We start from the raw sequence: 21546 nt of genomic DNA on the forward strand, positions 1-21546 counted from the left end.
AGGACGGCGATGGCCGCCCCGGACCCGGCGGCTCTCGAACTCCTCGACGAGACCGCCGAGTTCCTCGGGGCGGCCATCGCCGACCTGGTCAACCTGTTCCGTCCCGAGCGCATCCTCGTGGGCGGCTGGGCCGGCCTGCTCCTCGGCCCCCGGCTGCTCCCCGCGGTGCGCCGCTACGCCTCCGAGTACGCACTGCGCCATCCCGGCGAGCGCACCACCATCGATCTGGGCAGGCTCGGCCCCGACGCGGTCACCGTCGGCGCCGCGACACTTCCCCTCGCGGACTTCTTCGCCCGCGGCGGCAGGCACCGCCGACTCGACGCGGAAGAGGCGGGCGGGGACTCCGCCGACGGCCCGCAGGAAGGGAGTTGGCGCCGGGTGGTGGTGGAACGCCGGTCGGTGTAGGCGCGGTCCCATTCGGTGCGCGCTCTTGTCATGGTCTCTGCGATAGCCGTATTTTTGCCGCTTGCGCGTATGTGCTGTGTCCGACCTGTGAAGCAGTGGGGGGAACCGAGCCATGGCCGCATCCGGTCGTCACCGCCGGTACCAGCCCAGCCGTATCAACCGTGCCTCGCTCACGGTGACGGCGGGCGGTGCCGGGATCGCCCTGCCACTGCTGACCGGGGGTACCGCGTCAGCGGCCTCCGTCGACGTCTGGGACAAGGTCGCGAACTGCGAGTCCACCAACAACTGGAAGATCAACACCGGTAACGGGTACTACGGCGGCCTCCAGTTCGGCCAGTCCACCTGGAAGGCGTACGGCGGTGCGACCTACGCGCCGCGTGCCGACCTGGCGACCAAGGACCAGCAGATCGCCGTGGCCGAGAAGGTGCTCAAGGGTCAGGGGCCCACGGCCTGGCCGGTCTGTTCGGTACGGGCCGGGCTCACCCGGGGCGGCGACGCCCCGGAGACAAGAACCGCGAGCACCCGCGAGACGAAGCGCACGACACCGCCCGAGACGAAGCGGGAGACGCGGCAGTCGACCGCGGCCGAGCCGCGCGAGACGTCCACGCCGCAGACCGCCCACGGGTCGTACACCGTCGTCAGCGGTGACTCGCTCTCCCGGATCGCGGACGAGAAGCACGTCACGGGCGGCTGGCACCGCCTGTACTCGGCCAACCGCGAGGTCATCGGCGGCGACCCGGACCTGATCCTGCCCGGGCAGCGGCTCAGCCTCGGCGCGCATGAGACGCCGAAGACGTCCGGGCACAGCGACTCCGCCACGCCGAAGAAGGGCACCAAGGTCACGAAGGCGACCAAGGCCGCCAAGGTGACGAAGGCGCCGAAAGCCTCGAAGTCCCCGAAGGCTGCCGGATTCACCGCCCCCGTCGACGCGCACCCCAGCACCCCCTACCACCGGGCGGGCGGATCCTGGGCCAGCGGCTATCACACCGGTGTCGACTTCCCGGTCGCCACCGGCACCTCGGTGAAGGCCGTCGCCGCGGGCCGTGTGGTCTCGGCCGGCTGGGCAGGATCGTACGGGTACCAGATCGTCATCCGGCACGCCGACGGCAAGTACAGCCAGTACGCCCATCTCTCCGCGCTCACGGTCCGCGACGGCCAGCACGTCAACGAGGGCCAGCGGATCGCCAGGTCGGGCTCTACCGGCAATGCCACCGGCCCGCATCTGCACTTCGAGGTACGGACGGGTCCTGACTACGGCAGCGACATCGACCCGCTCGCCTACCTCAGGGCGGGCGGAGTCACCGTCTGACCGGTCCCCTCCGGCCTGTCGTCGGACGGCTCGCGCTGCGTGGGTATCGACGGGAGCGACTCGGCGACCTTGCGGGTGGGCGAGGTGTGCAGCCGCTCGGCGGTGAGCAGGATCAGCCCGCCCGCCGCGACGACCCCGCAGCCCAGGGCGAGCGCGGTGCCGGTCGCCCCGTAACGGAAGTGCTCCCCGAAGAGCGTGAGCCCGATGGCCGCGGCGAGGACGGGATTGACCACTGTGACGGTTGACAGGGGAGCGGCCAGACCGGCTCCGCGGTACGAGGCCTGGGAGAGCAGCATCCCGGCCGCCGCAAGACCGGCGATCGCCAGCAGGCTCGGCCACTCGGCGGTGGGGGAGTGCGAAGTGAAGTCCACGGCCACGGTCTTCGTGAACACCGAGGCCACACCGAACGCGCCCCCCGCGGCCGCTGCCAGGATCACGCTCCGCACGACCGGGCGGTGCATCCGGCGCGAGGCGAGGAAGAGCGCGACCACTCCGCCCGCGGTCAGCAGCCCCAGCATCATCCGGTCGCCGCCCTCGAGCGTGTCGGAGTCGGCGGAGCCGGTCAGCGAGAGCAGGCCGGCGAGCCCCACCGTCGCCATGATCGCGCCGCGCCAGGCGGTGGACCCGGCCCTGCGCCCGACGGCCAGGGCGGCCATCGGCAGCGCGAAGACGATCGTCAGCGCGCCGAGCGGCTGCACCAGGCTCAGTGGTCCGTACGCGAGTGCCGCGACATGCAGCGCCGCGCCGAGGCCGCTGAGGGCTATGGCGCCCCACCAGGCGCCGCGGCCCATCGGGGCGTACTGGCTGCTCGGTGCGGACGCGGCGACGCGCTCCTGCATGATCGCCGCTGCCGCGTAGGCGACGGCGGAGACCAGCGAGAGAAGCACGGACAACGCAAGGGCACTCATGGTCTCCACGATCTCCCGTGCCAGGCGTGAAGTCGTCGTACCTGAGCAGGCAATCGGTCGTACTGCTCTAGTAGTAGGGCCGTACTCCTGAAGTCGTCCTCCCGGACGTCGACCAGGTCGGAAGGTGGAGAACAGGACCCCCGCTGCGAGAACGGTCCAGGGGGCACAGACGTGCCGTATCCCCGGCAAAACCACACCTTCAAGTGAAAAGGGACCGTGCTGTCCCGCGGTCTTCCCCCGCAGCCGCATGTGGGTGACCATCAGAGGACAGTCGGTCACGGGCGACGTCAGGGGGACGGGCGTGAAGGTGGGGCTGCTGACCCGCGAGTACCCGCCGGACGTCTACGGCGGGGCGGGCGTCCATGTGGAGTTCCTCGCCCGGGAGTTACGCGCCCTGACCGACCTCGAGGTCCACTCCTGGGGTGAAGGCGCGTCCGACGGCCTGACACGCCACCGGCCCTGCGAGTCCCTCGACGGCGCCAACGACGCCCTGCGCACCTTCTCCGTGGACCTCTCCATCGCGGCCGCCCTCGAAGGCCGCGAACTGGTCCACTCCCACACCTGGTATGCCAATCTCGCAGGCCATCTCGCCAAGCTCCTCCATGGCATCCCTCATGTGATGACCGCACACTCCCTGGAACCCCTGCGCCCCTGGAAGGCCGAGCAGCTCGGTGGCGGCTACGCGCTCTCCGGCTGGGCGGAGCGCACCGCCATCGAGTCCGCCGACGCGGTGATCGCCGTCTCGCACGGCATGCGCGCCGACATCCTCGGCTGTTATCCGCAGCTCGACCCGGCCAGGGTGCGGGTCGTGCACAACGGCATCGACACGCGTCTCTACCGGCCGGCCCCCGGCGTCGACGTACTGCGCCGCAACGGCATCGACCCCGACCGCCCCTTCGTCCTCTTCGTCGGCCGCATCACCCGCCAGAAGGGCGTCCCGCATCTCCTGCGCGCCGCACGCGGGATCGATCCGGCGGCCCAGCTGGTGCTCTGCGCCGGCGCCCCCGACACCCCGGAGATCGAGCACGAGTTCCGTACGCTCGTCGCCGAACTGGGCCGTGTCCGTGACGGGGTCCACTGGATCGACGAGATGCTGCCGCGCCCCGACATCATCCAACTCCTCAGCAGGGCAGCGGTGTTCGTCTGCCCCTCGGTCTATGAACCGCTGGGCATCGTCAATCTGGAGGCGATGGCCTGCGGTACGGCCGTCGTCGCCTCGGCGGTGGGCGGGATCCCCGAGGTCGTCTCCGACGGCCGCACCGGTCTGCTCGTACCGTACGAGGCCGACGATCCGGAGGCCTTCGAGACGGGGCTGGCCGACGCGCTGAACCGGGTGCTCTCCGACCGGACCGCGGCCCAGCGCATGGGCGAGGCGGGGCGCGAGCGGGCCGTGCGCGAGTTCGGCTGGGACATGGTGGCCCGGCGCACGCTCGAGGTGTACGAGGAGATCTGCAAGTCGCAGTCGTAGCAGGGCAAGTCCAAGCAGGGGGAGCAGCCATGCGCGGTGGACCTTCGGTGCTCGGGATCGTACTGGCGGGAGGAGAGGGGAAGCGGCTGATGCCGCTGACCGCGGACCGGGCGAAGCCCGCCGTGACCTTCGGCGGCACGTACCGGCTCGTCGACTTCGTCCTGTCGAACCTCGTCAACGCGGACATCCTGCGGATCTGTGTGCTGACCCAGTACAAATCGCACTCGCTCGACCGCCATGTGACCACCACCTGGCGGATGTCCAGCCTGCTCGGCAACTACGTCACCCCGGTCCCCGCCCAGCAGCGGCTCGGACCGCGCTGGTACCTGGGCAGCGCGGACGCGATCCTCCAGTCCCTCAACCTCGTCCACGACGAACAGCCCGACTACATCGCGGTGTTCGGCGCCGACCACGTCTACCGCATGGACGCACGGCAGATGCTGGAGCGCCACATCGAGAGCGGTGCGGGGGTCACGGTCGCCGGCATCAAGGTGCCGCGTACCGAAGCGTCATCCTTCGGGATCATCAGCCCCGCATCCGACGGCACACGCGTCGAGCGCTTCCTGGAGAAGCCGGCCGATCCGCCCGGACTGCCAGGTGACCGCAACAAGGTGTTCGCCTCCATGGGCAACTACCTCTTCTCCACCAAGGTCCTCGTCGACGCGCTCCACCAGGACGCCGAGGACGAGAACTCCGCGCACGACATGGGCGGTTCCATCCTGCCGATGCTCACCGAGCGCGGAGTGGCACAGGTCTACGACTTCGACGAGAACCACGTACCGGGCGAGACCCCGCGCGAGCACGGCTACTGGCGCGACGTGGGATCCCTCGACAGTTACTACGAAGCCCATATGGATCTCATCTCCGAGCAGCCGCTGTTCAGCCTCTACAACAGGCGCTGGCCGATGTACACCCACGCGGGACCGCAGGCCCCGGCCCGGTTCGTCTCCGGCGGCATCGCGGGCGAGTCGATCGTCAGCGCGGGCTGCGTCATCCGCGGGCAGGTCACAGGATCCGTCCTCTCGCCCGGAGTCGTCGTCGAACAGGGCGCCGTCGTCCAGGGTTCCGTACTGCACCACGGGGTGCGCGTCGGCAGGGGTGCGGTCGTACGGGGCGCGATCCTCGACAAGAACGTCGACGTCCCGCCCGGGGCGACGATCGGCGTCAACCCCGAACGGGACGAGGAGCTCTACAGCGTGTCCAAGAACGGTGTCATCGCGCTCGGCAAAGCCCAGCAGGTTTCGTAGCGGCCGGTCTCACAGCATCCGGCGCCTGCGCCCCAGCCAGGTCTGCGCGATGACGACGACCGCCAGGAAGGCGCCGCTGACGACCTGCTGGTAGGCGGAGTCGAGCGAGCCGATCTGGTTGATGACGTTCTGGATGACCTTCAGGAGCAGTACGCCGACGAGCGAACCGCTGATGAAGCCGAAGCCACCCGACAGCAGGGTGCCGCCGATGACGACGGCGGAGATCGCCTCCAGCTCCATGCCGGAGCCCAGAATCGTGACACCCGAGACGAGCCAGGCGGCGTTGAGGGCGCCGGCCAGTCCGGCGCAGAGCCCGGAGAGCGCGTAGACGGATGTTTTCGTACGGGCCACGGGGACGCCCATCAGCGCCGCCGCGTCCTCGTTCCCGCCGACCGCGTACACGTACTGGCCGAAGCGGGTGCGCCTGAGTACCACCGCGCCCAGGACGAAGAGCGCGACGGTGATCCAGACGGGCACACCGATGCCCAGGATCTTGTCCTGGCCCAGCCGGGCGAAGAACGACTTCTCGTCGACCAGATACGTGGTCGCGCCCTCGTTGGTGACGGCGAGCAGGATGCCGCGCGCGGCGAGCAGCGAGGCGAGCGTCACGATGAACGGCGCGAGCCGCGCCCGTGCGATCAGCAACCCGTTGACCAGGCCGATCAGTCCGCAGACTGCGAGGGGGAGCAGGAGGGCGACCAGCGTCCCGTACTGCGAGCCCCAGGCGGCGAGCACGCCGCCCAGTGCGAAGAGCGAGCCGACCGAGAGGTCGATTCCGCCGGTGATGATGACGAAGGTCATGCCGAGGGCGACCACGGCGAGGAAGGCGGACGAGACCGCCATGTTGGAGAGGTTGTCGACGGTCAGGAAAGTGTCGAAAGACAACGAGGCGGCGATCACCGCCACGACGAGCGTGACCAGCGCGCCGTGCTGCTGCGCGAGCGCGCTCAGCCGCTCGGCCCTGCTGGAGCCCAGCGGCTCCTCCTCGAACGTCGACGATTCGCTCTCCACGGTCTGCACGGCGGTCACCGCTTCCCCCGTTCCCGTGCCGCGTACACCGCGAGCACGATCACCACGGCCTGGGCGATCTGCGTCCACGAGGGCGGCAGATCGTGCTTGATGAGTGTGGCGGTGAGCAGTTGGATGAGGACGGCACCCGCCACGGTGCCGCCGATCCGGACCCGGCCGCCGCTCAGTGGCGTACCGCCGACCACCACGGCGGTGATCGCGGAGAGCTCCATGAGCGTGCCGAGCGAGGTCGGGTCGCTGGCCTGGAGCCTGGCCGATGCGAGGACGCCCGCGACGGCGGCCAGGACACCGGAGACGACGTACACCAGGATCAGCACCCTGCGTACGGGAAGACCCGCCAGCTGGGCGGCCGGCCGGCTGTCGCCGATGGCGAGGAGCTGCCTGCCGAAGGTGGTGCGCCGGACGGTGAAGCCGACGGCGAGCGCGAGGCCCGCCGCGATCAGGACCAGATACGGGATTCCGAACAGCGCCCCCGAACCGAGCGAGGCCATGGCCGGATCACGGATGTCCTTGAGCTGGGGGAGCAGTACGAGGGCGATGCCGCGGCCCGCGACCATCAGCGCCAGGGTCGCGACGATGGGCTGGACCCCGATGAAGGCGATCAGGGAGCCGTTGGCCACCCCGATCACGGCGCCGCCGATCACGGCCACGATCAGCGCGATCCACACCCCGTACCCCAGATAGAGGGAGACGAGCGAGGTGGAGAGCGCCATCACCGAGCCGACCGACAGATCGACTCCCTCACTGCCGATGGCGAGGGCCATGCCGAGCGCAACGATCAGGACCGGGGCGACCTGGACGGCCTGGGTGCGGAAGTTCTCCGTGGAGAGGAAGTGGGGGGTGAGAGCGATGTTGGCCAGGATCAGCACGGCCACACCGGCATAGACGCCGTACTCCTGAAGGAGCGTCAGCAGCCGTGCCCTGTCGAGGGGTTCGCGCCGTAGTGCCAGGTCAGTCATCGTCCCCGCCCTTCGAGGCGATGGCCCGGAGCAGTGCGCCCTCGGTGACACCGTCGCCGGTGAGTTCCGCGACCACCGCGCCGTCCTTGAGTACGACCACCCGGTCCGAGCCCTCGACCAGCTCCTCGGGGTCGGAGGAGATCAGCAGTACGCCGAGACCGTCCTCGGCGAGTTCGTCGATGAGGCTCTGCACCTCGGCCTTGGCCCCGACGTCGATGCCCCGGGTCGGCTCGTCGAGCAGCAGCACTTTGGGCTGCATCGCCAGCCAGCGGGCGAGCAGCACCTTCTGCTGATTGCCGCCCGAGAGTTCGCCGACTTTCTGGTGCGGACCGGATGCTTTGATCCGCAGCCGTTTCATGAAGGTCTCCACGATCCGGTCGATGCGTTTCTCGTCCACCAGGCCGAAGCGGGAGAGTCCGGGCAGTGCGGCCAGTGCGATGTTCTCCCGTACGGAGAGGCCCGGCACGATCCCCTCCGCCTTGCGGTCCTCGGGCAGCAGACTGATGCCCGCCCTGATCGCCGCGGGGGTCGATCCGGTACGGACAGCGGCGCCCGCGACGACCACTCGGCCCGCGTCGGGCGGCAGTGCTCCGGCGATGGCCTTCGCCGTCTCGCTGCGGCCGGAGCCGAGCAGCCCGCCGAGTCCGACCACCTCGCCGGGGCGTATCGAGAGCGACACATCATGCAGAGTGTGACGTACCGTCAAACCCGTTGCCTGCAGGACGGGTTCATCACCTGTGCCGTGAGCCCCGGTGAATTTGGTGACCCCCTCGCTGCGCACCTCGCTCATCTCGCGGCCGAGCATCAGCGAGACAAGACGCAGCCGGTCGAGGCCGGCGATACGGCCCGTGTGCACGACCTTGCCGTCGCGCAGCACGGTGACCGCGTCGCAGATCTCGTACAGCTCGTCAAGACGGTGACTGACGTAGATCACCGCGATGCCGCGCCCGCGCAGCATCCGGATCACCCCGAACAGGGTCTGCACCTCCCGCGGTTCGAGGGAGGAGGTCGGCTCGTCCATGATGACGACCCGCGCGTCGACCGAGACCGCGCGGGCGAGCGCCACCATCTGCTGGGCGCCGATGCCGAGCGAGCGCAGTGGTCGGCCGACATCCACCCGCACGCCGAGCGCCCGCAGAGCCTCCTCGGCCTCCCGGTGCATCCGGCGGAAGTCGATCAGGCCGAGCCTGTTGCGGGGTTCGCGGCCCAGGAAGAGATTGCGGGCCACGCTCAGCAGCGGGACCAGATTCACTTCCTGGTAGATGGTGGAGATCCCCGCGTGCTGGGCGTCGAGCGGGGTGGCGAAGCGGACCGGCTTCCCCCGGTACGTCACCTCCCCTTCGTCGGGTCGGTAGACGCCGGTCAGCACCTTGATGAGCGTGGACTTCCCGGCGCCGTTCTCGCCGATCAGGGCATGGACCTCACCGGACTCGGCGGCGAAGTCGACTCCGTCGAGCGCGCGGGCGCCGGGGAAGACCTTGGTGAGTCCGGAGACGGTCAGCACGGACGGCACGGTCAGAACGCCTTGCCCAGGTCGGCCTTGGCGTTGTCCTTGGAGTACTCGGAGTCCTGGATGACGATGTCCTGGGAGACCTTCTGGCCCTTGGCGAAGTCGTCGAGGGTCTGGAAGGCCAGGGGTCCGAACCGCGGGTTGGACTCGACGACGCCGCTGATCCAGCCGTCCACGATGCCCTGTACGGCGTTGCGGGTGCCGTCGACGGTCACGATCTTGACGGCGCCGGCCTTCTTGCCCGCGCCCTTCAGCGCGTTGACCGCGCCCAGGCCCATCTCGTCGTTCTCGGCGTAGATCCCGGTGATGCCCGGCTTGGACTGGATGAGCTGCTCGGTGACCGACTGGCCCTTCTCACGGGCGAATTCACCGGTCTGCTCGAAGACGACCTTCAGGCCGGGCGCCTTCGCGGCTATCTCGTCCTTGAAGCCCTTGGTGCGCTCGGTGGTGACGTTGTTCCCCGCCGCGCCCAGCAGGATGGCGATCTCGCCCTTTCCGCCGGTTGCCGTGATCATCTGGTCCGCCGCACGCTTGCCCTGCGAGATGAAGTCGGAGCCGATGAAGCTCACGTAGTCCTTGCATGCGGTGGCGTTGATCTTGCGGTCGATCGTGATGATCGGGATGTGCTTGGCGGCGGCGCTGCGGAACACGGGCCCCCAGCCGTCCGAGTTGAGCGGGGCGATGACCAGCAGGTTCGCCCCCTTGGCCATCAGGTCCTGGACGTCACTGATCTGCTTGGAGAACTGCGACTGGGCGTTGGCGGTCAGCAGCTTCAGACCGCGCTTCTGCGCCTCGGCCTTGATGGAGGCGGTCTCGGCGATACGGAACGGGTTGGCCTCCTTCTCGGACTGCGAGAACCCGATCGTGGCGCCCTTGATGTCGAGCTTGGTGCCACCGAACTGGTCGATGGTGCAGCTCTTGGCGTCGCCCGCCGGAGTGGCGACCTTCTGTCCCGCATCGGCGGTGTCCGAGGCGGTGGGGCTCTTGGAGCCCGAGTCCTCGGACTTGGAGCAGCCTGCCGCCAGCGCGAGGCCGGCGGCAAGGCTTGCGGCAATGAGCGTCCTGGTCGTGGTGCGTCGGCGAAGAGCGGTCGGCTTCATGGCGTCCCCAGATCTGCACTGACCCGTGGCTGAGGCGCACGGGAGACGGGCTCAAGTTGAGTCAACTCGACGTTCCGGGGCACTTTTTACATCGTTGGAAGAGCGCTGTAAACCCCCCGCGTCAGGGTTGAGCCAGACAAGGGCTCAGCGTCGCCCCAGTGTGCTCTCCCGTTCCAGCAGCCTGAATTCGGCGGTCAGTTCACGCCCGACCGGCGGTCCTTCGGCCTGCAGACGGTGCAGGACGGATTCGACGGCCAGGCGGGCGATCGACTGTTTGTCGGGCGAGATCGTCGTGAGCGTCACCGCCCCGAACTGCCCCTCTGCGATGTCGTCGAAGCCCACCACCGCCACGTCCCACGGCACCCGCAGCCCCCGCTCGGAGAGCACCCGCATCGCACCGATCGCGACCAGGTCGTTGTACGCGAAGACCGCGTCGGGGCGCTGCCCCGACTCCAGCAGCCGCGCCATCGCTTCCGCCCCGTCCCCCCGGTCCCAGCCGCTGGTAGGCGCCACCAGGGTGTCGGGTGCGGGCAGCCCGGCCGCCGTCAATTCCTCGCGCCAGCCCCGAAGTCGCAGGTGGGCGGGGCGGTTGCTTCGGTCGGTACGGGCGCCGAGGTAGGCGATCCTGGTGCGGCCGAGCCCGATCAGATGCCGCACCGCCAGCCGTGCGGCGGCGACGTTGTCGATGGCGATGTGGTCGAAGGGCAGGTCGTACTCCCGCTCGCCGAGCAGCACCAGCGGCGCGTCGTGGTCGCGGCTGCGCAGATCGTCCGCCTCCAGTTCGATCGGGCTGAGGATCAGCCCGTCGATCACCCGGGCCCGGAATCCCTGGCTCACCAGCACTTCGCGGGCCCGCTCGCCCCGGGTGTGGTCGAGCAGCACGGTGTAGTCGTGCTCGGCGGCCGCGTCGACGATCGCGCCGGCCAGCTCGGCGAAGTACGGGTTGCCGAGCTCGGGGACGGCGAGCGCGAGGATGCCGGTGCGGCCTTTCCGCAGGTGGCGGGCGGTCAGGTTCGGTACGTATCCCAGCTCGTCGATCGCCGCCTGGACCTTGGTCCGCATGGCCGGAGTGACGTGCTGGTAGTTGTTCACGACGTTCGAGACGGTCTTGATCGAGACGCCCGCGTGCTCGGCGACGTCCTTGAGGCTGACCCCCACTGACTCTCCCCTGTGATTTGTCATGCACCTGGACAGCCGAACCGGAGTCGTGCTGTCATGCCAACTGCCGTTCCTTCCAACGTTGTACAGACTGTTGCAACGAGCCGCCACCCTTCCTCACCAAGGAGGATCCGTGCGCATCAGAAGCAAGCTGGCCCTACTCCTCGCCGCCGCCCTCGGCGTCGCCGGGCTGTCCGCCGTGCCCGCCGCGTCGGCCGCCGACGACCCCGTCGCCGTGCACGGCCTGAAGGGCGAGTACTACACCCAGTCCGCACCCGGTGCCTTCGACTTCGCCCAGCTCAAAGCCACCGGCTTCGACCCTTCCATCGACTTCGCTTCGCTGGAATCCCGCCTCACGTCCGCCACCGGGCAGAACGACGACGCGAGCATCCGGTGGACCGGGAAAATCGTCCCCGAGAAGTCCGGCGCGACAACGTTGTCGATGACCGGAGACAACGGTTTCCGCGTCTGGGTCGACGGAAAGCTCGTCATCGACCACTGGGTCGACGACTGGGACAAGGAACAGACCTCCCAGCCGCTCGAGTTGACCGCCGGCACGGCCTACGACATCAAGGTCGAGTACTTCGAGCACTTCGGAGGCTCCAACCTCCACCTGAGATGGACCGAGCCGGGCGGCACCAAGGAGGCGATCACGCAGTCCGCCTTCCTGCTGCCCGACGACTTCGCGTACGACGGGGCCATCGCCTCCACCGTCCAGGCGGACGGCCGTACGCTCAAGGTCGATTTCGCCCAGAAGCTCGGGGCACTGCCCGCCGACCTCACCTCGCACCTCAGCGCGGTCATCGGCGGCGCGACGTGGCCCCTGGGCGCCATCAAGGCCGACCCTGAGGACGCCCGCAGCTTCACCGTCGCTCTCAAGGAGCCGGTCGTCGGCAACAAGGCAGGGAACGCCACCGGTCTCGCCGACATCCGCTACGACGGGAAGGGCGGTCTGACCGGCGAGAACAGCAAGGCGGTCGGCGCCTTCTGGTCCAGCGGCCCCAACCACTCGCGCTACGAACTGCGCACCAAGTGGGCCGACCAGGTCGGGCCGAAGAACGCCCTGCCCGAGTACCCGCGCCCCCAGCTGACCCGCGACAACTGGCAGAACCTCAACGGTTCCTGGCAGTTCGCGGCCGCCGAGGCGGGGGAGCGGCCCCCGGTCGGCAAGCAGCTCGCCGAGAAGATCCTCGTCCCGTACCCCGTCGAGTCCCAGCTCTCCGGCGTCGAACGCCACGAGGACCGCATGTGGTACCGCAGGACCTTCACCGTCCCCCAGGGCTGGAAGGTCGGCGACGGCAAGCGCCTCCAGCTGAACTTCGGCGCGGTCGACTGGCAGTCCGAGGTGTACGTCAACGGCGTCAAGGTCACCGAACACAAGGGTGGCTACGACAAGTTCAGCGCCGACATCACCGACGCGCTGAAGCCCGGTCGCACCCAGGAGCTGATCGTCGGCGTCTACGACCCGACCGACGCCGCGAACGGCGAGAACCCGCCTATGGGCAAGCAGCGTCTCGACCCCAGCGGCATCTGGTACACGCCCAGTTCGGGCATCTGGCAGACCGTCTGGATGGAGCCGGTCGCCGCCGACCACGCTTCCGACCTCAAAATCACCCCGGACGTCCCGGGGAAGAAGGTCGCGATCGAGGTGCGCGGGGTGCGTGACGGAGTCCCCGTCACGGCCACCGCGTACGACGGCAAGCGCAAGATCGGCACGGTCACCGGGCGCACCGGCAGGGCACTGAGCCTGTCCGTGCCGAACCCCCACCTGTGGTCCGCCGACGATCCGCACCTCTACCAGCTGAAGGTCACGGTCGGATCCGACCGGGTGGGCAGCTACTTCGGGATGCGGTCCATCGCCGTCGAGAAGGTGAACGGCACCCCGCGCACCGTCCTCAACGGCAAGCCCGTCTTCATGATGGCCACCCTCGACCAGGGGTTCTGGCCGGACGGTCTGCATACCGCGCCGACCGACGAGGCGCTCGCGTACGACCTGAAGATGCACAAGGCGATGGGCTTCAACTCGGTGCGCAAGCACATCAAGGTCGAGCCCGACCGCTGGTTCTACTGGGCCGACAAGCTGGGTCTGATGGTCTGGCAGGACATGCCCGCGATGTCCGCCGGGGTCAATCCCTCGCCGGCCGCGCGCACCGAGTACGAGCACGAGATGAAGCAGATGATCGACCAGCACTCCAGCCACCCGTCGGTGGTCATGTGGGTGACCTTCAACGAGGGCTGGGGGCAGTACGACGAGGCCCGCATCGCCGACCAGGCCAAGGCGTGGGACCCGACCCGGCTGGTCAACAGCATGTCGGGCATCAATCTGGGCGTCGACGGAGGCACCGGCGACATCATCGACGAGCACGGCTACCCGAGTCCGGCGCTGCCGCCGAAGCCGGACGGTGAACGGGCCCTGGTCAGCGGCGAGTACGGCGGACTCGGCCTCGCGGTGCCCGGCCACGCCTGGGCGGTCCAGCAGAGTTACGTCGATGTCGATCCCGCGACCTACACCGACGACTACCTCCGCCATCTCGACGAGGTCCGCGCACTGGCCTGCAAGGGCAGCAACGGTGCCGTCTACACCCAGATCTCGGATGTGGAGGGCGAGCTGAACGGGCTGATGACCTACGACCGGAGGATCGTCAAGCCCGATGTCCAGCGGATGAAGGCGGCCCAGTCCGCCCTGATCAGCGACGCGTCACAGGCAACCCCGGCAGGGTGCCCGGCGGCCTGACCGAAACGGTATTCCGGCCCGCCCCTCCCCGGGCGGGCCGGAATGCCCCCGTCGCAACCCTTGACGCGAGCCCGACAGGAATCAACAATGATCGCGATTCTGACAACGTTGTCTAGATCGCAGTCGAAGGGAACGACCCAGCGTGTCGCACCACTCGTCCGAGCTGAGCCGCCGCCGGTTCACGCAGCTCATCGGCCTCTCCGCCGCCCTCGCGGCAGCACCCGCCGCCCTCGCGGGCACCGCCGCGGCGGCATCCCGTACGGCTGCCGACAGCGCGACCGCGCCGGACGGAGTCGCCGCCACCTACTACCGCGTCCTGCTCGACCACACCCGCTGGTCCGAGACCCAGTGGAACGCGGCGGCCGGCCACTACACCGCGACCGACTTCGGCTTCGCGGTCGTCCTCGGCAACGCGGTGCTCCTCACCCGGGGGACGTACGACGCCGGGGCAGCCGGCGTCGACCAGGAGACCCTGCGCACCCGCACGCTCGCCACGCTCCGGCACTTCGCCGCCTCCAACCGCCTCACCGGCGGCACGGAATGGGGCAAGAAGCTCTTCTTCGACACCACGTTCCAGTCCTACTTCGTCCTCGCCGCCCGGCTGCTGTGGGACCAGCTCGACACCGCCACGCAGAAGAACGTCGAGACCATAGCCGTCGAACAGGCGCGCTACACCACCTCGCTCGGTACCGCCGACGACCCCGCGTCCGGCGGCTGGACACCGCACGGCACCACCGGCGGATTCCAGGGCGACACCAAGCTGGAGGAGATGGGCGTGTACGCCCAGTCCCTCGCCCCCGGCATCGCCTGGGCCCCCGACACCGCCGACCAGGGCGACTGGCGCGCCGCGTTCGGCCGGTGGAGCCGCAACGAGGCCGGACTCCCGGCCGCGGACCTCGCCAACCCGGCACGGGTGGACGGCGTACCGGTCAGCGACAACACCGCGCAGAACCTGTACGACACCTTCATCGTCGAGAACCACGAGTCCTTCGGCCCGCACTACCAGGAAGAGCTCTGGCGCACCTCGGGCCGTAACTCCGCCCACTTCATCACCGCGGGCCGCCCGCTCCCCGAGGTGCTCACCTCCCAGCCGAACGCCGGGCCGCTGTGGGACACCCTGCTCATGATGATGAGCGACGCGGGCGAGCCGCTGATGCCCATGGTCGAGGACCGTGAGCACCTCTACGGCCGGGACGTCATCCCCCTCGCCTTCCTCGCCCAGGTGCTCGGCGACCGGTCGGCCGCCCGCGCCGAAGTCGCCCTCGCCGAACGGCTGGAGGCCTATCAGGCGTACCCGCCGGTCCACCGGATGGCGAAGTTCTCCGGCGAGCCCAAGTACGAGCCCGAGGCCCGCGCCGAGATCGCCATCAGCTATCTCCTGCACGAGTGGCGGGCCCGCAAGGGCTCCCCGGTCCGGCCGCTGACCGAACGCGAACTCTTCGAGCGGGCCAGTGGGGCAAAGGACTTCGGTACCGGCCCCGGCCTCCTCGCCCACCAGTCGCCCGGCGCCTGGGCGGCCACCGTCACCAAGCCCGGCTTCGTCAAGTTCGCCTGGCAGCCCGCGCACGACGACTGGCTGTTCGCCCTCAGCGGCCACACCCCGATGTTCCTGCCCGCAGCCACCGGCAAGGTGACCACCCGTTCCACCGTCACCTACAGCGTGGTGCGCGACGGTTTCGACGGCAGCGCGAGCGCGCTGGCACTGGACACCGGTTACGCCGGGATGACCACCCTGCCCTCGGGCGCGGTCGTCTACGCCACCTCGGGCACCGGCGCGGGGGAGGGCCGCATCGAGGTCCGCAACCTCACCATGCCGGGCATCGCCGGCCTCACCGGGTCCCGTACCTACACCACCGCCGAAGGCGCCACCACCGTGCCCGCCAGGGACACCGGCGGCACCGCCCCGACCGGCGCCAGGACCGACGAACTGGCCCTGGAGCGCGCCGAGTTCCGGTACATCCGGATGCTCGGCGTCACCCCGGCCCCCACCTACGGCTACTCCCTCTACGCCTTCGAGGTACGCGACGGCGCGGACGGCACCGACCTGGCGCGCACCGCCACCGCGACCGCCTCGTCCGCCGACACCGGCAAGGAGGCCCCGCTCGCGATCGACGGCGACCCCGTGAGCCGCTGGGCGGTCTCCCGGGGCGACCGCACCCGCGCCGACAGCAGCCTCACGCTGGACCTCGGCGCACCGCGGCAGTTCGACCGGGTCACCCTGCGCTGGGAGTCCGCGGCCGGGAAGGCGTACGCCGTCCAGGGTTCGGCCGACGGCCAGAGCTGGACCGACCTCGTGCGCTACCCGCAGCCCCGGCTCACCAGCACCGGCGGCTGGATCTCCGTGGACGGCAGGGCGGGACTCGTCGTACGCGAGGGCGGGCACCCGATCGCCGTGTACGACGACACCGTCGTCCTCGCCGACGGAGCGGCCGCCCCGCTGCTCGTCGAGGGATATCCGTCCGGCGATGGCGCCAGGACCCGGGCCGAGTCGGCCCGTACCGCACCCACCAGCGGCCACGGGGCGCTGCGCGCGAGCACGGCGGAGGACCACCTCAGCCTCTTCAACCTCTCCGGCGAGCCGGTCACCACCACGGTCGGCATCACGCAGAACACCAGGGCGGTACGGCTGTACGAAGGGGAGCAGACCGTCACCGCGACGGGCACCGAGTTCCACGCGACGGCAGGAGCCGTGCAAGCGATGCTGCTCCCGCCCCGGCTCACGCTGAGCGTGACAGGCGGCGGACGCCTGCCCGCCGGGATCCGCGCCGAGGTCACCGACGCGCGCACCGTACGGCTCACCGGCCCGAGCTCCCGGCTCACCGTCACCGCGCCGAACGGCCGCACCGCCCGTGTGACGCTGCGTTCCGGGCGCACCAAGGACGTGACGCTCCCCGGAGTGACACCCCACCCGCTCACCGACGCAGCGCTGGGCCGCACCACCTTCCCCACCACGCCGCTCCCGGCCGGCATGTCCGACCCGGCGGCAGCGGTCGACGGCGACACCCGCACCTCCTGGACACCCGGACCCGGCGGCCGCATGGTCGTCGACCTCGGCGCGGTGCGCCCGCTGACCGGGGCGCGCGTGGAGTGGACGGGCGGGCGCGTCCCGTCCGCCGGGGTGGAGTTCAGCAGCGACGGCCGCAGTTACGAATCGGCGGGCACCCTCTCGCGCCGCTCCACGCTCACCACCGCCGGCAGCGCACGGTACGTGGCGCTCTCCGTCCCCCAGTGGCGACCCGGTGATGCCCGGGTCGTCTCCTTCAGCCTCATCTGACGCCATCACGAACCGACGCCCCCACGATCTGCCGGACAACGATGTCAACGACCTTCAGGAGGTCTTCACCCATGCAGTGGACCCAACGGCTGCGCGGCACGGCGACGGCTGTCGCCGCCGTCGCGCTCCTCGGCGGAGTCCTCGCCGCACCCACGGCCCAGGCCACCGGGCACAGCGGCGGGCAACTGACCGACCTGGTCAACCCGTTCATCGGCACGGAGAACGAGGGCAACACCTATCCGGGTGCCGCCGTGCCCTTCGGCATGGTGCAGCTCTCCCCGGACACCGGCCACAACACCGGCTACGACCACGCGGACACCCATATCCGCGGCTTCTCCAGCATCCATATCTCCGGCGTCGGCTGCGGACTCGGCGGCGACCTGCCGACCCTGCCCACCACCGGCGACATCACGGAGACCGACAACTCCAAGTACGCCGCCACCTTCAGCCACGACACCGAGAAGGCGAGCCCCGGCTACTACAAGGCCGTGCTCGGCTCCGGCATCACCGCCGAGCTCACCGCAACCGCGCGCACCGGCGTGCAGCGGTACACCTTCCCGGCCACCGACAAGGCCAACGTCCTGCTGAACGCGGGCCAGTCGCTGCACAAGACCGTCTCCACCACGGTCGAGGTCCTCGACTCGCGCACCATCCGCACCGCCATCACCGGCAGCGGCTTCTGCCAGGACACCAAGCCGTACACGCTCTACACGGTCACCCACTTCGACCGCCCCTTCACCACGTCCGGTACGTGGAAGGACGGCAAGGTCACCGAGGGCTCCAAGGCCTCCACGGGGACCGGCGGCAACGGCGCCTGGGTCCGCTTCGACACCTCCAAGGACCGCACCGTCGAGGCCACCACGGCCGTCAGTTACGTCGACGCGCGCGGCGCGGCCGGCAACCTGCGCGCCGAGGGCGGCAAGAGCTTCGACCGCACCTACCGCGCGGCACAGTCGAGCTGGGAGAACCGCCTCGGCGAGGTGCAGGCCAAGGGCGGCAGCGAAACCCTGCGCCGTACCTTCTACTCCTCTCTCTACCGCTCATTCCTCGCGCCCAACGTCGGCAGCGACGTGGACGGCCGCTACACCGGCTGGGACCAGAAGGTCCACCGCGCCAAGGGATTCGCGTACTACCAGAACTGGTCGCTCTGGGACACCTACCGCACCCAGACCCAGCTCCTCTCGCTCCTCGCCCCGCGCGAGGCGCGCGACATGGCGATCTCCGTCATCAAGATCGACGAGGAGAGCGGCTGGCTGCCCAAGTGGGGCTACGGCACGGTCGAGACGAACATCATGACCGGCGACCCGGTCACCCCCTTCCTCACCAACGCCTACCAGCAGGGTCTGCTGAAGGGGTATGAGGAGGAGGCGTACAGGGCGCTCAAGAAGAACGCCGACGGCGTCCCGCCCGCGGACTCCCCGGCGGTCGGCCGCGAGGCCAACGTCCAGTACATCAAGGACGGTTACGCTCCCTACATCAAGGACCGCGCCCATGTGAAGCCCGGTGACTCGGACTTCGACCACGGTGGGTCCGCCACCCTGGAGTACGCGCTCTCCGACGCCATGCTCGGCCAGATGGCGGGCGAGCTCGGTCACAAGGCCGACGCGGCGCGCTATGCCGCCCGCGCCCAGAACTACCGCAAGATCTTCGACCCCACCACCGGCTTCTTCCGCGCCCGTGACGCGGCGGGCGCCTTCACCGGACCCGCGGACCCGGCGCAGAGCGAGGGCTTCCACGAGGGCACCGCCTGGCAGTACCAGTGGATGGTCCCGCAGGACCTGTCCGGCATGGTCTCGCTCATCGGCGGCAAGGACGCGGCCAACCAGCGCCTCGACTCCTTCTTCGCGTACGACAAGCTCGTCGCGGACCCCGCGAAGACGGCGCGCGAGGTCTGGGTGAACGGCCCGTACGCGTACTACAACGCGGACAAGTACAACCCGCAGAACGAGCCCGACCTGATCGCCCCGTACACCTACCTCTCCACCGGCCAGCCCTGGAAGACGACCGACGTGGTGCACGCCGCGCTGACGCTCTTCACGGACGCCCCCACGGGCATGACCGGCAATGACGACCTGGGCACCATGTCCGCCTGGAACGTCCTGTCCTCCATCGGCGTCTACCCGGTCCAGCCGGGCACCGACACCTGGGGCCTGTCGACGCCCGTCTTCGAGCGCGTCGACCTGAAGCTGGACCGCCGCTACTACCCGCACGGCAGTCTCACGATCACCGCCCCGGGCACCACGGACACCGACCGCTACATCCAGTCGGCGAGCGTGGACGGCAAGGCTCACGCCAAGACGTACCTCACCACCGACGAGATCCGCTCCGGCCGCTCCCTCTCCTTCACCGTGGGCGACAAGCCCTCGGACTGGGGTACGGACGCCTCGGCGGCCCCGCCCGCCATCCGCTGATTCCCGGCACCAAAACGCCCGCCTCCCTGCTCGGGGAGGCGGGCGTTTTGGTGTATGGGCATGGGCTTACGTAAAATCGAGGTTTTGGGCCTGCAGCGGCATGCGGCATGAATGACAGAGGAACCACGATGACGGTGACAGACGACAGCCAGGACTTCGGCCCCGGCATCGATCCGGAGCGGCTGGCTCTCTGCCTGAGCGTGCTCGACGAGCTGGACAAGCTCGATGTCGACCACCCCGACGCGATCCTCGTCCGCCGCGCCACCGCGGGCATCTACCGCACGGTGAAGCAGCGCCGCCGTCAGGACCGCCGCGCCGCCAAAACCGCCCACGACAAGGCCGTCACCGAGTCGACCGCCACCGGCTCCGCCGAGCGCATCGACGACGAGACGCAGGGCCTCCTCCCCTCGTCGTCCGTCATGGGCGAGATCGCCGGGATCCTCCAGCGGCCCCGCTCCTGCTACACGTGCAAGGCGCGCTACGTCGAGGTCGACGCGTTCTACCACCAGCTCTGCCAGGACTGCGCCGCCCTGAACCGCTCCCGCCGCGACGCCCGGACCGACCTCACCGGCAAGCACGCCCTGCTCACCGGCGGCCGCGCCAAGATCGGCATGTACATCGCGCTGCGCCTGCTGCGTGACGGTGCTCACACGACGATCACCACCCGCTTCCCCAAGGACGCCATCCGCCGCTTCAAGGCCATGGACGACTCCGCGGACTGGATGCACCGGCTGGAGGTCGTCGGCATCGACCTGCGCGACCCGGCCCAGGCCGTCGCCCTGGCCGAGCAGGTCGCCGAGCGCGGACCGCTGGACATCCTGATCAACAACGCGACGCAGACCGTACGGCGGCTGCCGTCCGCGTACGGTGCCCTGGTCGAGGGCGAGAGCGCCCCGCTGCCGGCCGGGGAGCTGCCCGCTCATCACGTCATCGGCGCCTTCAACTCCGGAGCGGTCGACGGGCTGACCACACTTCCCGTGGGTATCAGCGGTCTGGACGCGCAGAAGGTCGCCGATCTGGCCCTGGTCGCGGGCAACGCCAGCGTCGCCAGGCACCGCGACGGCAGCGCCATCGACGCCGGCGGCCTGGTCCCGGACGTGGTCGACACCAACACCTGGGTGCAGACCATCGAGCAGATCTCCCCGGTGGAGCTTCTCGAGACGCAGCTCTGCAACTACACCTCGCCGTTCATCCTGATCAGCGCGCTGCGCCCGGTGATGGCCGCGGCCGCGGAGAAGGCGTCGAGCGGGCGCGCGTACGTCGTCAACGTCTCCGCGATGGAGGGGGTCTTCGGCCGCGGCTACAAGGGCGCGGGGCACCCGAACACCAACGCCGCGAAGGCGGCCATGAACATGGTGACGCGGACCAGCGCCCAGGAGATGTTCGACACCGACGGCATCCTCATGACCTCGGTCGACACCGGCTGGATCACCGACGAGCGCCCGCACTACGACAAGTTGCGCCTCGCCGACGAGGGCTTCCACGCTCCCCTGGACCTGATCGACGGCGCGGCCCGCGTCTACGACCCGGTCGTACGCGGCGAGTCCGGCGAGGACCTCTACGGCATCTTCCTCAAGGACTACGCGCCGGGTAAGTGGTAGCGGGCCCGCCCGGGCTCCCCGGCAGAGAATCAGTGGATAAACAAACGTCCTAAACGGGCGACCTATACAAGCGTCATAGACATCCGTATGGTTACGCCCATGACGCAGCCAGTCGTTCGCTCCGCACGTCAACTGCCCTTCCGCCCCGGGCCGTTCGCCTCCTTCGCGCGTTTCGTGCTCTGCGGAGGAGGGGTCGGCGTGGCTTCCGGCGCCGCCCTCGCAGGACTGGCGCAGGTCATTCCGTGGATCGTCGCGAATGCCGTCATCACCGTCGCCTCGACCGTCCTGGCCACCGGACTCCACGGCCGCTTCACCTTCAACTCCCGGCGCGGCGGCTGGAGTCACCACCTTCAGTGCGGCTTCACGGCCGCAGCGGCGTACGTGGTCACCAGCGGTGCGATGCTCGTCCTGCACGGGCTCCGGCCGGAGCCCG

Annotated in this window: 14 protein-coding genes and 1 pseudogene; 9 read left to right on the forward strand and 6 right to left on the reverse strand. The window is 69.7% G+C overall.

Translation table 11 applies throughout. The features are described from left to right. Both J0695_RS28595 and J0695_RS28600 read left to right on the forward strand, forming a co-directional pair. On the forward strand, positions 1–405 hold a 405-nt coding region (locus J0695_RS28595), incomplete at its 5' end, for an ROK family protein (RefSeq protein WP_206966788.1). Between the two features lie 112 nt (positions 406–517). Beyond that, the gene (locus J0695_RS28600; protein WP_206966790.1) at positions 518–1714 is read left to right on the forward strand and encodes a transglycosylase family protein; all 1197 of its coding nucleotides are present in this window, start codon (positions 518–520) and stop codon (positions 1712–1714) included. Here the strand turns inward: J0695_RS28600 and J0695_RS28605 are convergent. Beyond that, the gene (locus tag J0695_RS28605; RefSeq protein ID WP_206966792.1) at positions 1684–2622 is read right to left on the reverse strand and encodes a DMT family transporter; all 939 of its coding nucleotides are present in this window, start codon (positions 2620–2622) and stop codon (positions 1684–1686) included. The genes J0695_RS28600 and J0695_RS28605 overlap by 31 nt on opposite strands. 301 nt (positions 2623–2923) lie before the next feature. Here J0695_RS28605 and glgA point away from each other — a divergent pair, with 301 nt between their 5' ends. Continuing rightward, positions 2924–4090 carry a glycogen synthase gene (gene glgA, locus J0695_RS28610; RefSeq protein ID WP_206966813.1) on the forward strand — a complete coding sequence of 389 codons (1167 nt, stop codon included), beginning with the start codon at positions 2924–2926 and terminating at the stop codon, positions 4088–4090. 29 nt (positions 4091–4119) lie between these two features. Next, a complete protein-coding gene (gene glgC / locus J0695_RS28615) occupies positions 4120–5337 on the forward strand; it encodes a glucose-1-phosphate adenylyltransferase (protein ID WP_206966794.1) in 1218 nt (405 codons plus the stop codon). 9 nt (positions 5338–5346) lie between these two features. Here glgC and J0695_RS28620 read toward each other — a convergent pair whose 3' ends face one another. The 5 genes from J0695_RS28620 to J0695_RS28640 form a co-directional block, all read right to left on the reverse strand. Continuing rightward, on the reverse strand, positions 5347–6366 hold the full coding sequence (locus J0695_RS28620) for an ABC transporter permease (RefSeq protein WP_206966796.1): 1020 nt from the start codon (positions 6364–6366) through the stop codon (positions 5347–5349). Continuing rightward, the gene (locus tag J0695_RS28625; RefSeq protein WP_206966798.1) at positions 6363–7325 is read right to left on the reverse strand and encodes an ABC transporter permease; all 963 of its coding nucleotides are present in this window, start codon (positions 7323–7325) and stop codon (positions 6363–6365) included. Before J0695_RS28625 ends, J0695_RS28620 begins: the two co-directional genes overlap by 4 nt. After that, positions 7318–8829 carry a sugar ABC transporter ATP-binding protein gene (locus J0695_RS28630; RefSeq protein WP_206966815.1) on the reverse strand — a complete coding sequence of 504 codons (1512 nt, stop codon included), beginning with the start codon at positions 8827–8829 and terminating at the stop codon, positions 7318–7320. Before J0695_RS28630 ends, J0695_RS28625 begins: the two co-directional genes overlap by 8 nt. Positions 8830–8840: 11 nt before the next feature. Continuing rightward, a complete protein-coding gene (locus J0695_RS28635; RefSeq protein ID WP_206966800.1) occupies positions 8841–9935 on the reverse strand; it encodes an ABC transporter substrate-binding protein in 1095 nt (364 codons plus the stop codon). 144 nt (positions 9936–10079) lie between these two features. Beyond that, positions 10080–11093: a LacI family DNA-binding transcriptional regulator gene (locus tag J0695_RS28640; RefSeq protein WP_206966803.1), complete on the reverse strand. Its 1014-nt coding sequence runs from the start codon at positions 11091–11093 to the stop codon at positions 10080–10082. Positions 11094–11226: 133 nt separating this feature from the next. Here J0695_RS28640 and J0695_RS28645 point away from each other — a divergent pair, with 133 nt between their 5' ends. The 5 genes and pseudogenes from J0695_RS28645 to J0695_RS28665 all read left to right on the forward strand — a co-directional run. After that, a complete protein-coding gene (locus J0695_RS28645; protein ID WP_307798797.1) occupies positions 11227–13827 on the forward strand; it encodes a PA14 domain-containing protein in 2601 nt (866 codons plus the stop codon). A 142-nt stretch (positions 13828–13969) separates the two neighbouring features. Continuing rightward, positions 13970–17101, forward strand: coding sequence for a discoidin domain-containing protein (locus J0695_RS28650; protein ID WP_206966806.1), 3132 nt, complete (start codon positions 13970–13972; stop codon positions 17099–17101). A 71-nt stretch (positions 17102–17172) separates the two neighbouring features. After that, on the forward strand, positions 17173–19512 hold the full coding sequence (locus J0695_RS28655) for a GH92 family glycosyl hydrolase (RefSeq protein WP_206966809.1): 2340 nt from the start codon (positions 17173–17175) through the stop codon (positions 19510–19512). Positions 19513–19640: 128 nt separating this feature from the next. Further along, on the forward strand, positions 19641–21113 hold the full coding sequence (locus tag J0695_RS28660; protein WP_206966811.1) for an SDR family NAD(P)-dependent oxidoreductase: 1473 nt from the start codon (positions 19641–19643) through the stop codon (positions 21111–21113). 99 nt (positions 21114–21212) lie between these two features. Beyond that, positions 21213–21546 (forward strand): annotated as a pseudogene (locus J0695_RS28665) (GtrA family protein); the annotation flags it as partial.

Source organism: Streptomyces beijiangensis (genome assembly GCF_017315755.1).
In the GTDB taxonomy this organism is placed as follows: domain Bacteria; phylum Actinomycetota; class Actinomycetes; order Streptomycetales; family Streptomycetaceae; genus Streptomyces; species Streptomyces beijiangensis.

Coding starts and splice junctions, on each gene's coding strand:
- J0695_RS28600 (WP_206966790.1), top strand. CDS start 518: ATGGCCGCATCCGGTCGTCACCGCCGGTACCAGCCCAGCCGTATCAAC.
- J0695_RS28605 (WP_206966792.1), bottom strand. CDS start 2,622: ATGAGTGCCCTTGCGTTGTCCGTGCTTCTCTCGCTGGTCTCCGCCGTC.
- glgC (WP_206966794.1), top strand. CDS start 4,120: ATGCGCGGTGGACCTTCGGTGCTCGGGATCGTACTGGCGGGAGGAGAG.
- J0695_RS28625 (WP_206966798.1), bottom strand. CDS start 7,325: ATGACTGACCTGGCACTACGGCGCGAACCCCTCGACAGGGCACGGCTG.
- J0695_RS28635 (WP_206966800.1), bottom strand. CDS start 9,935: ATGAAGCCGACCGCTCTTCGCCGACGCACCACGACCAGGACGCTCATT.
- J0695_RS28655 (WP_206966809.1), top strand. CDS start 17,173: ATGCAGTGGACCCAACGGCTGCGCGGCACGGCGACGGCTGTCGCCGCC.
- J0695_RS28660 (WP_206966811.1), top strand. CDS start 19,641: ATGACGGTGACAGACGACAGCCAGGACTTCGGCCCCGGCATCGATCCG.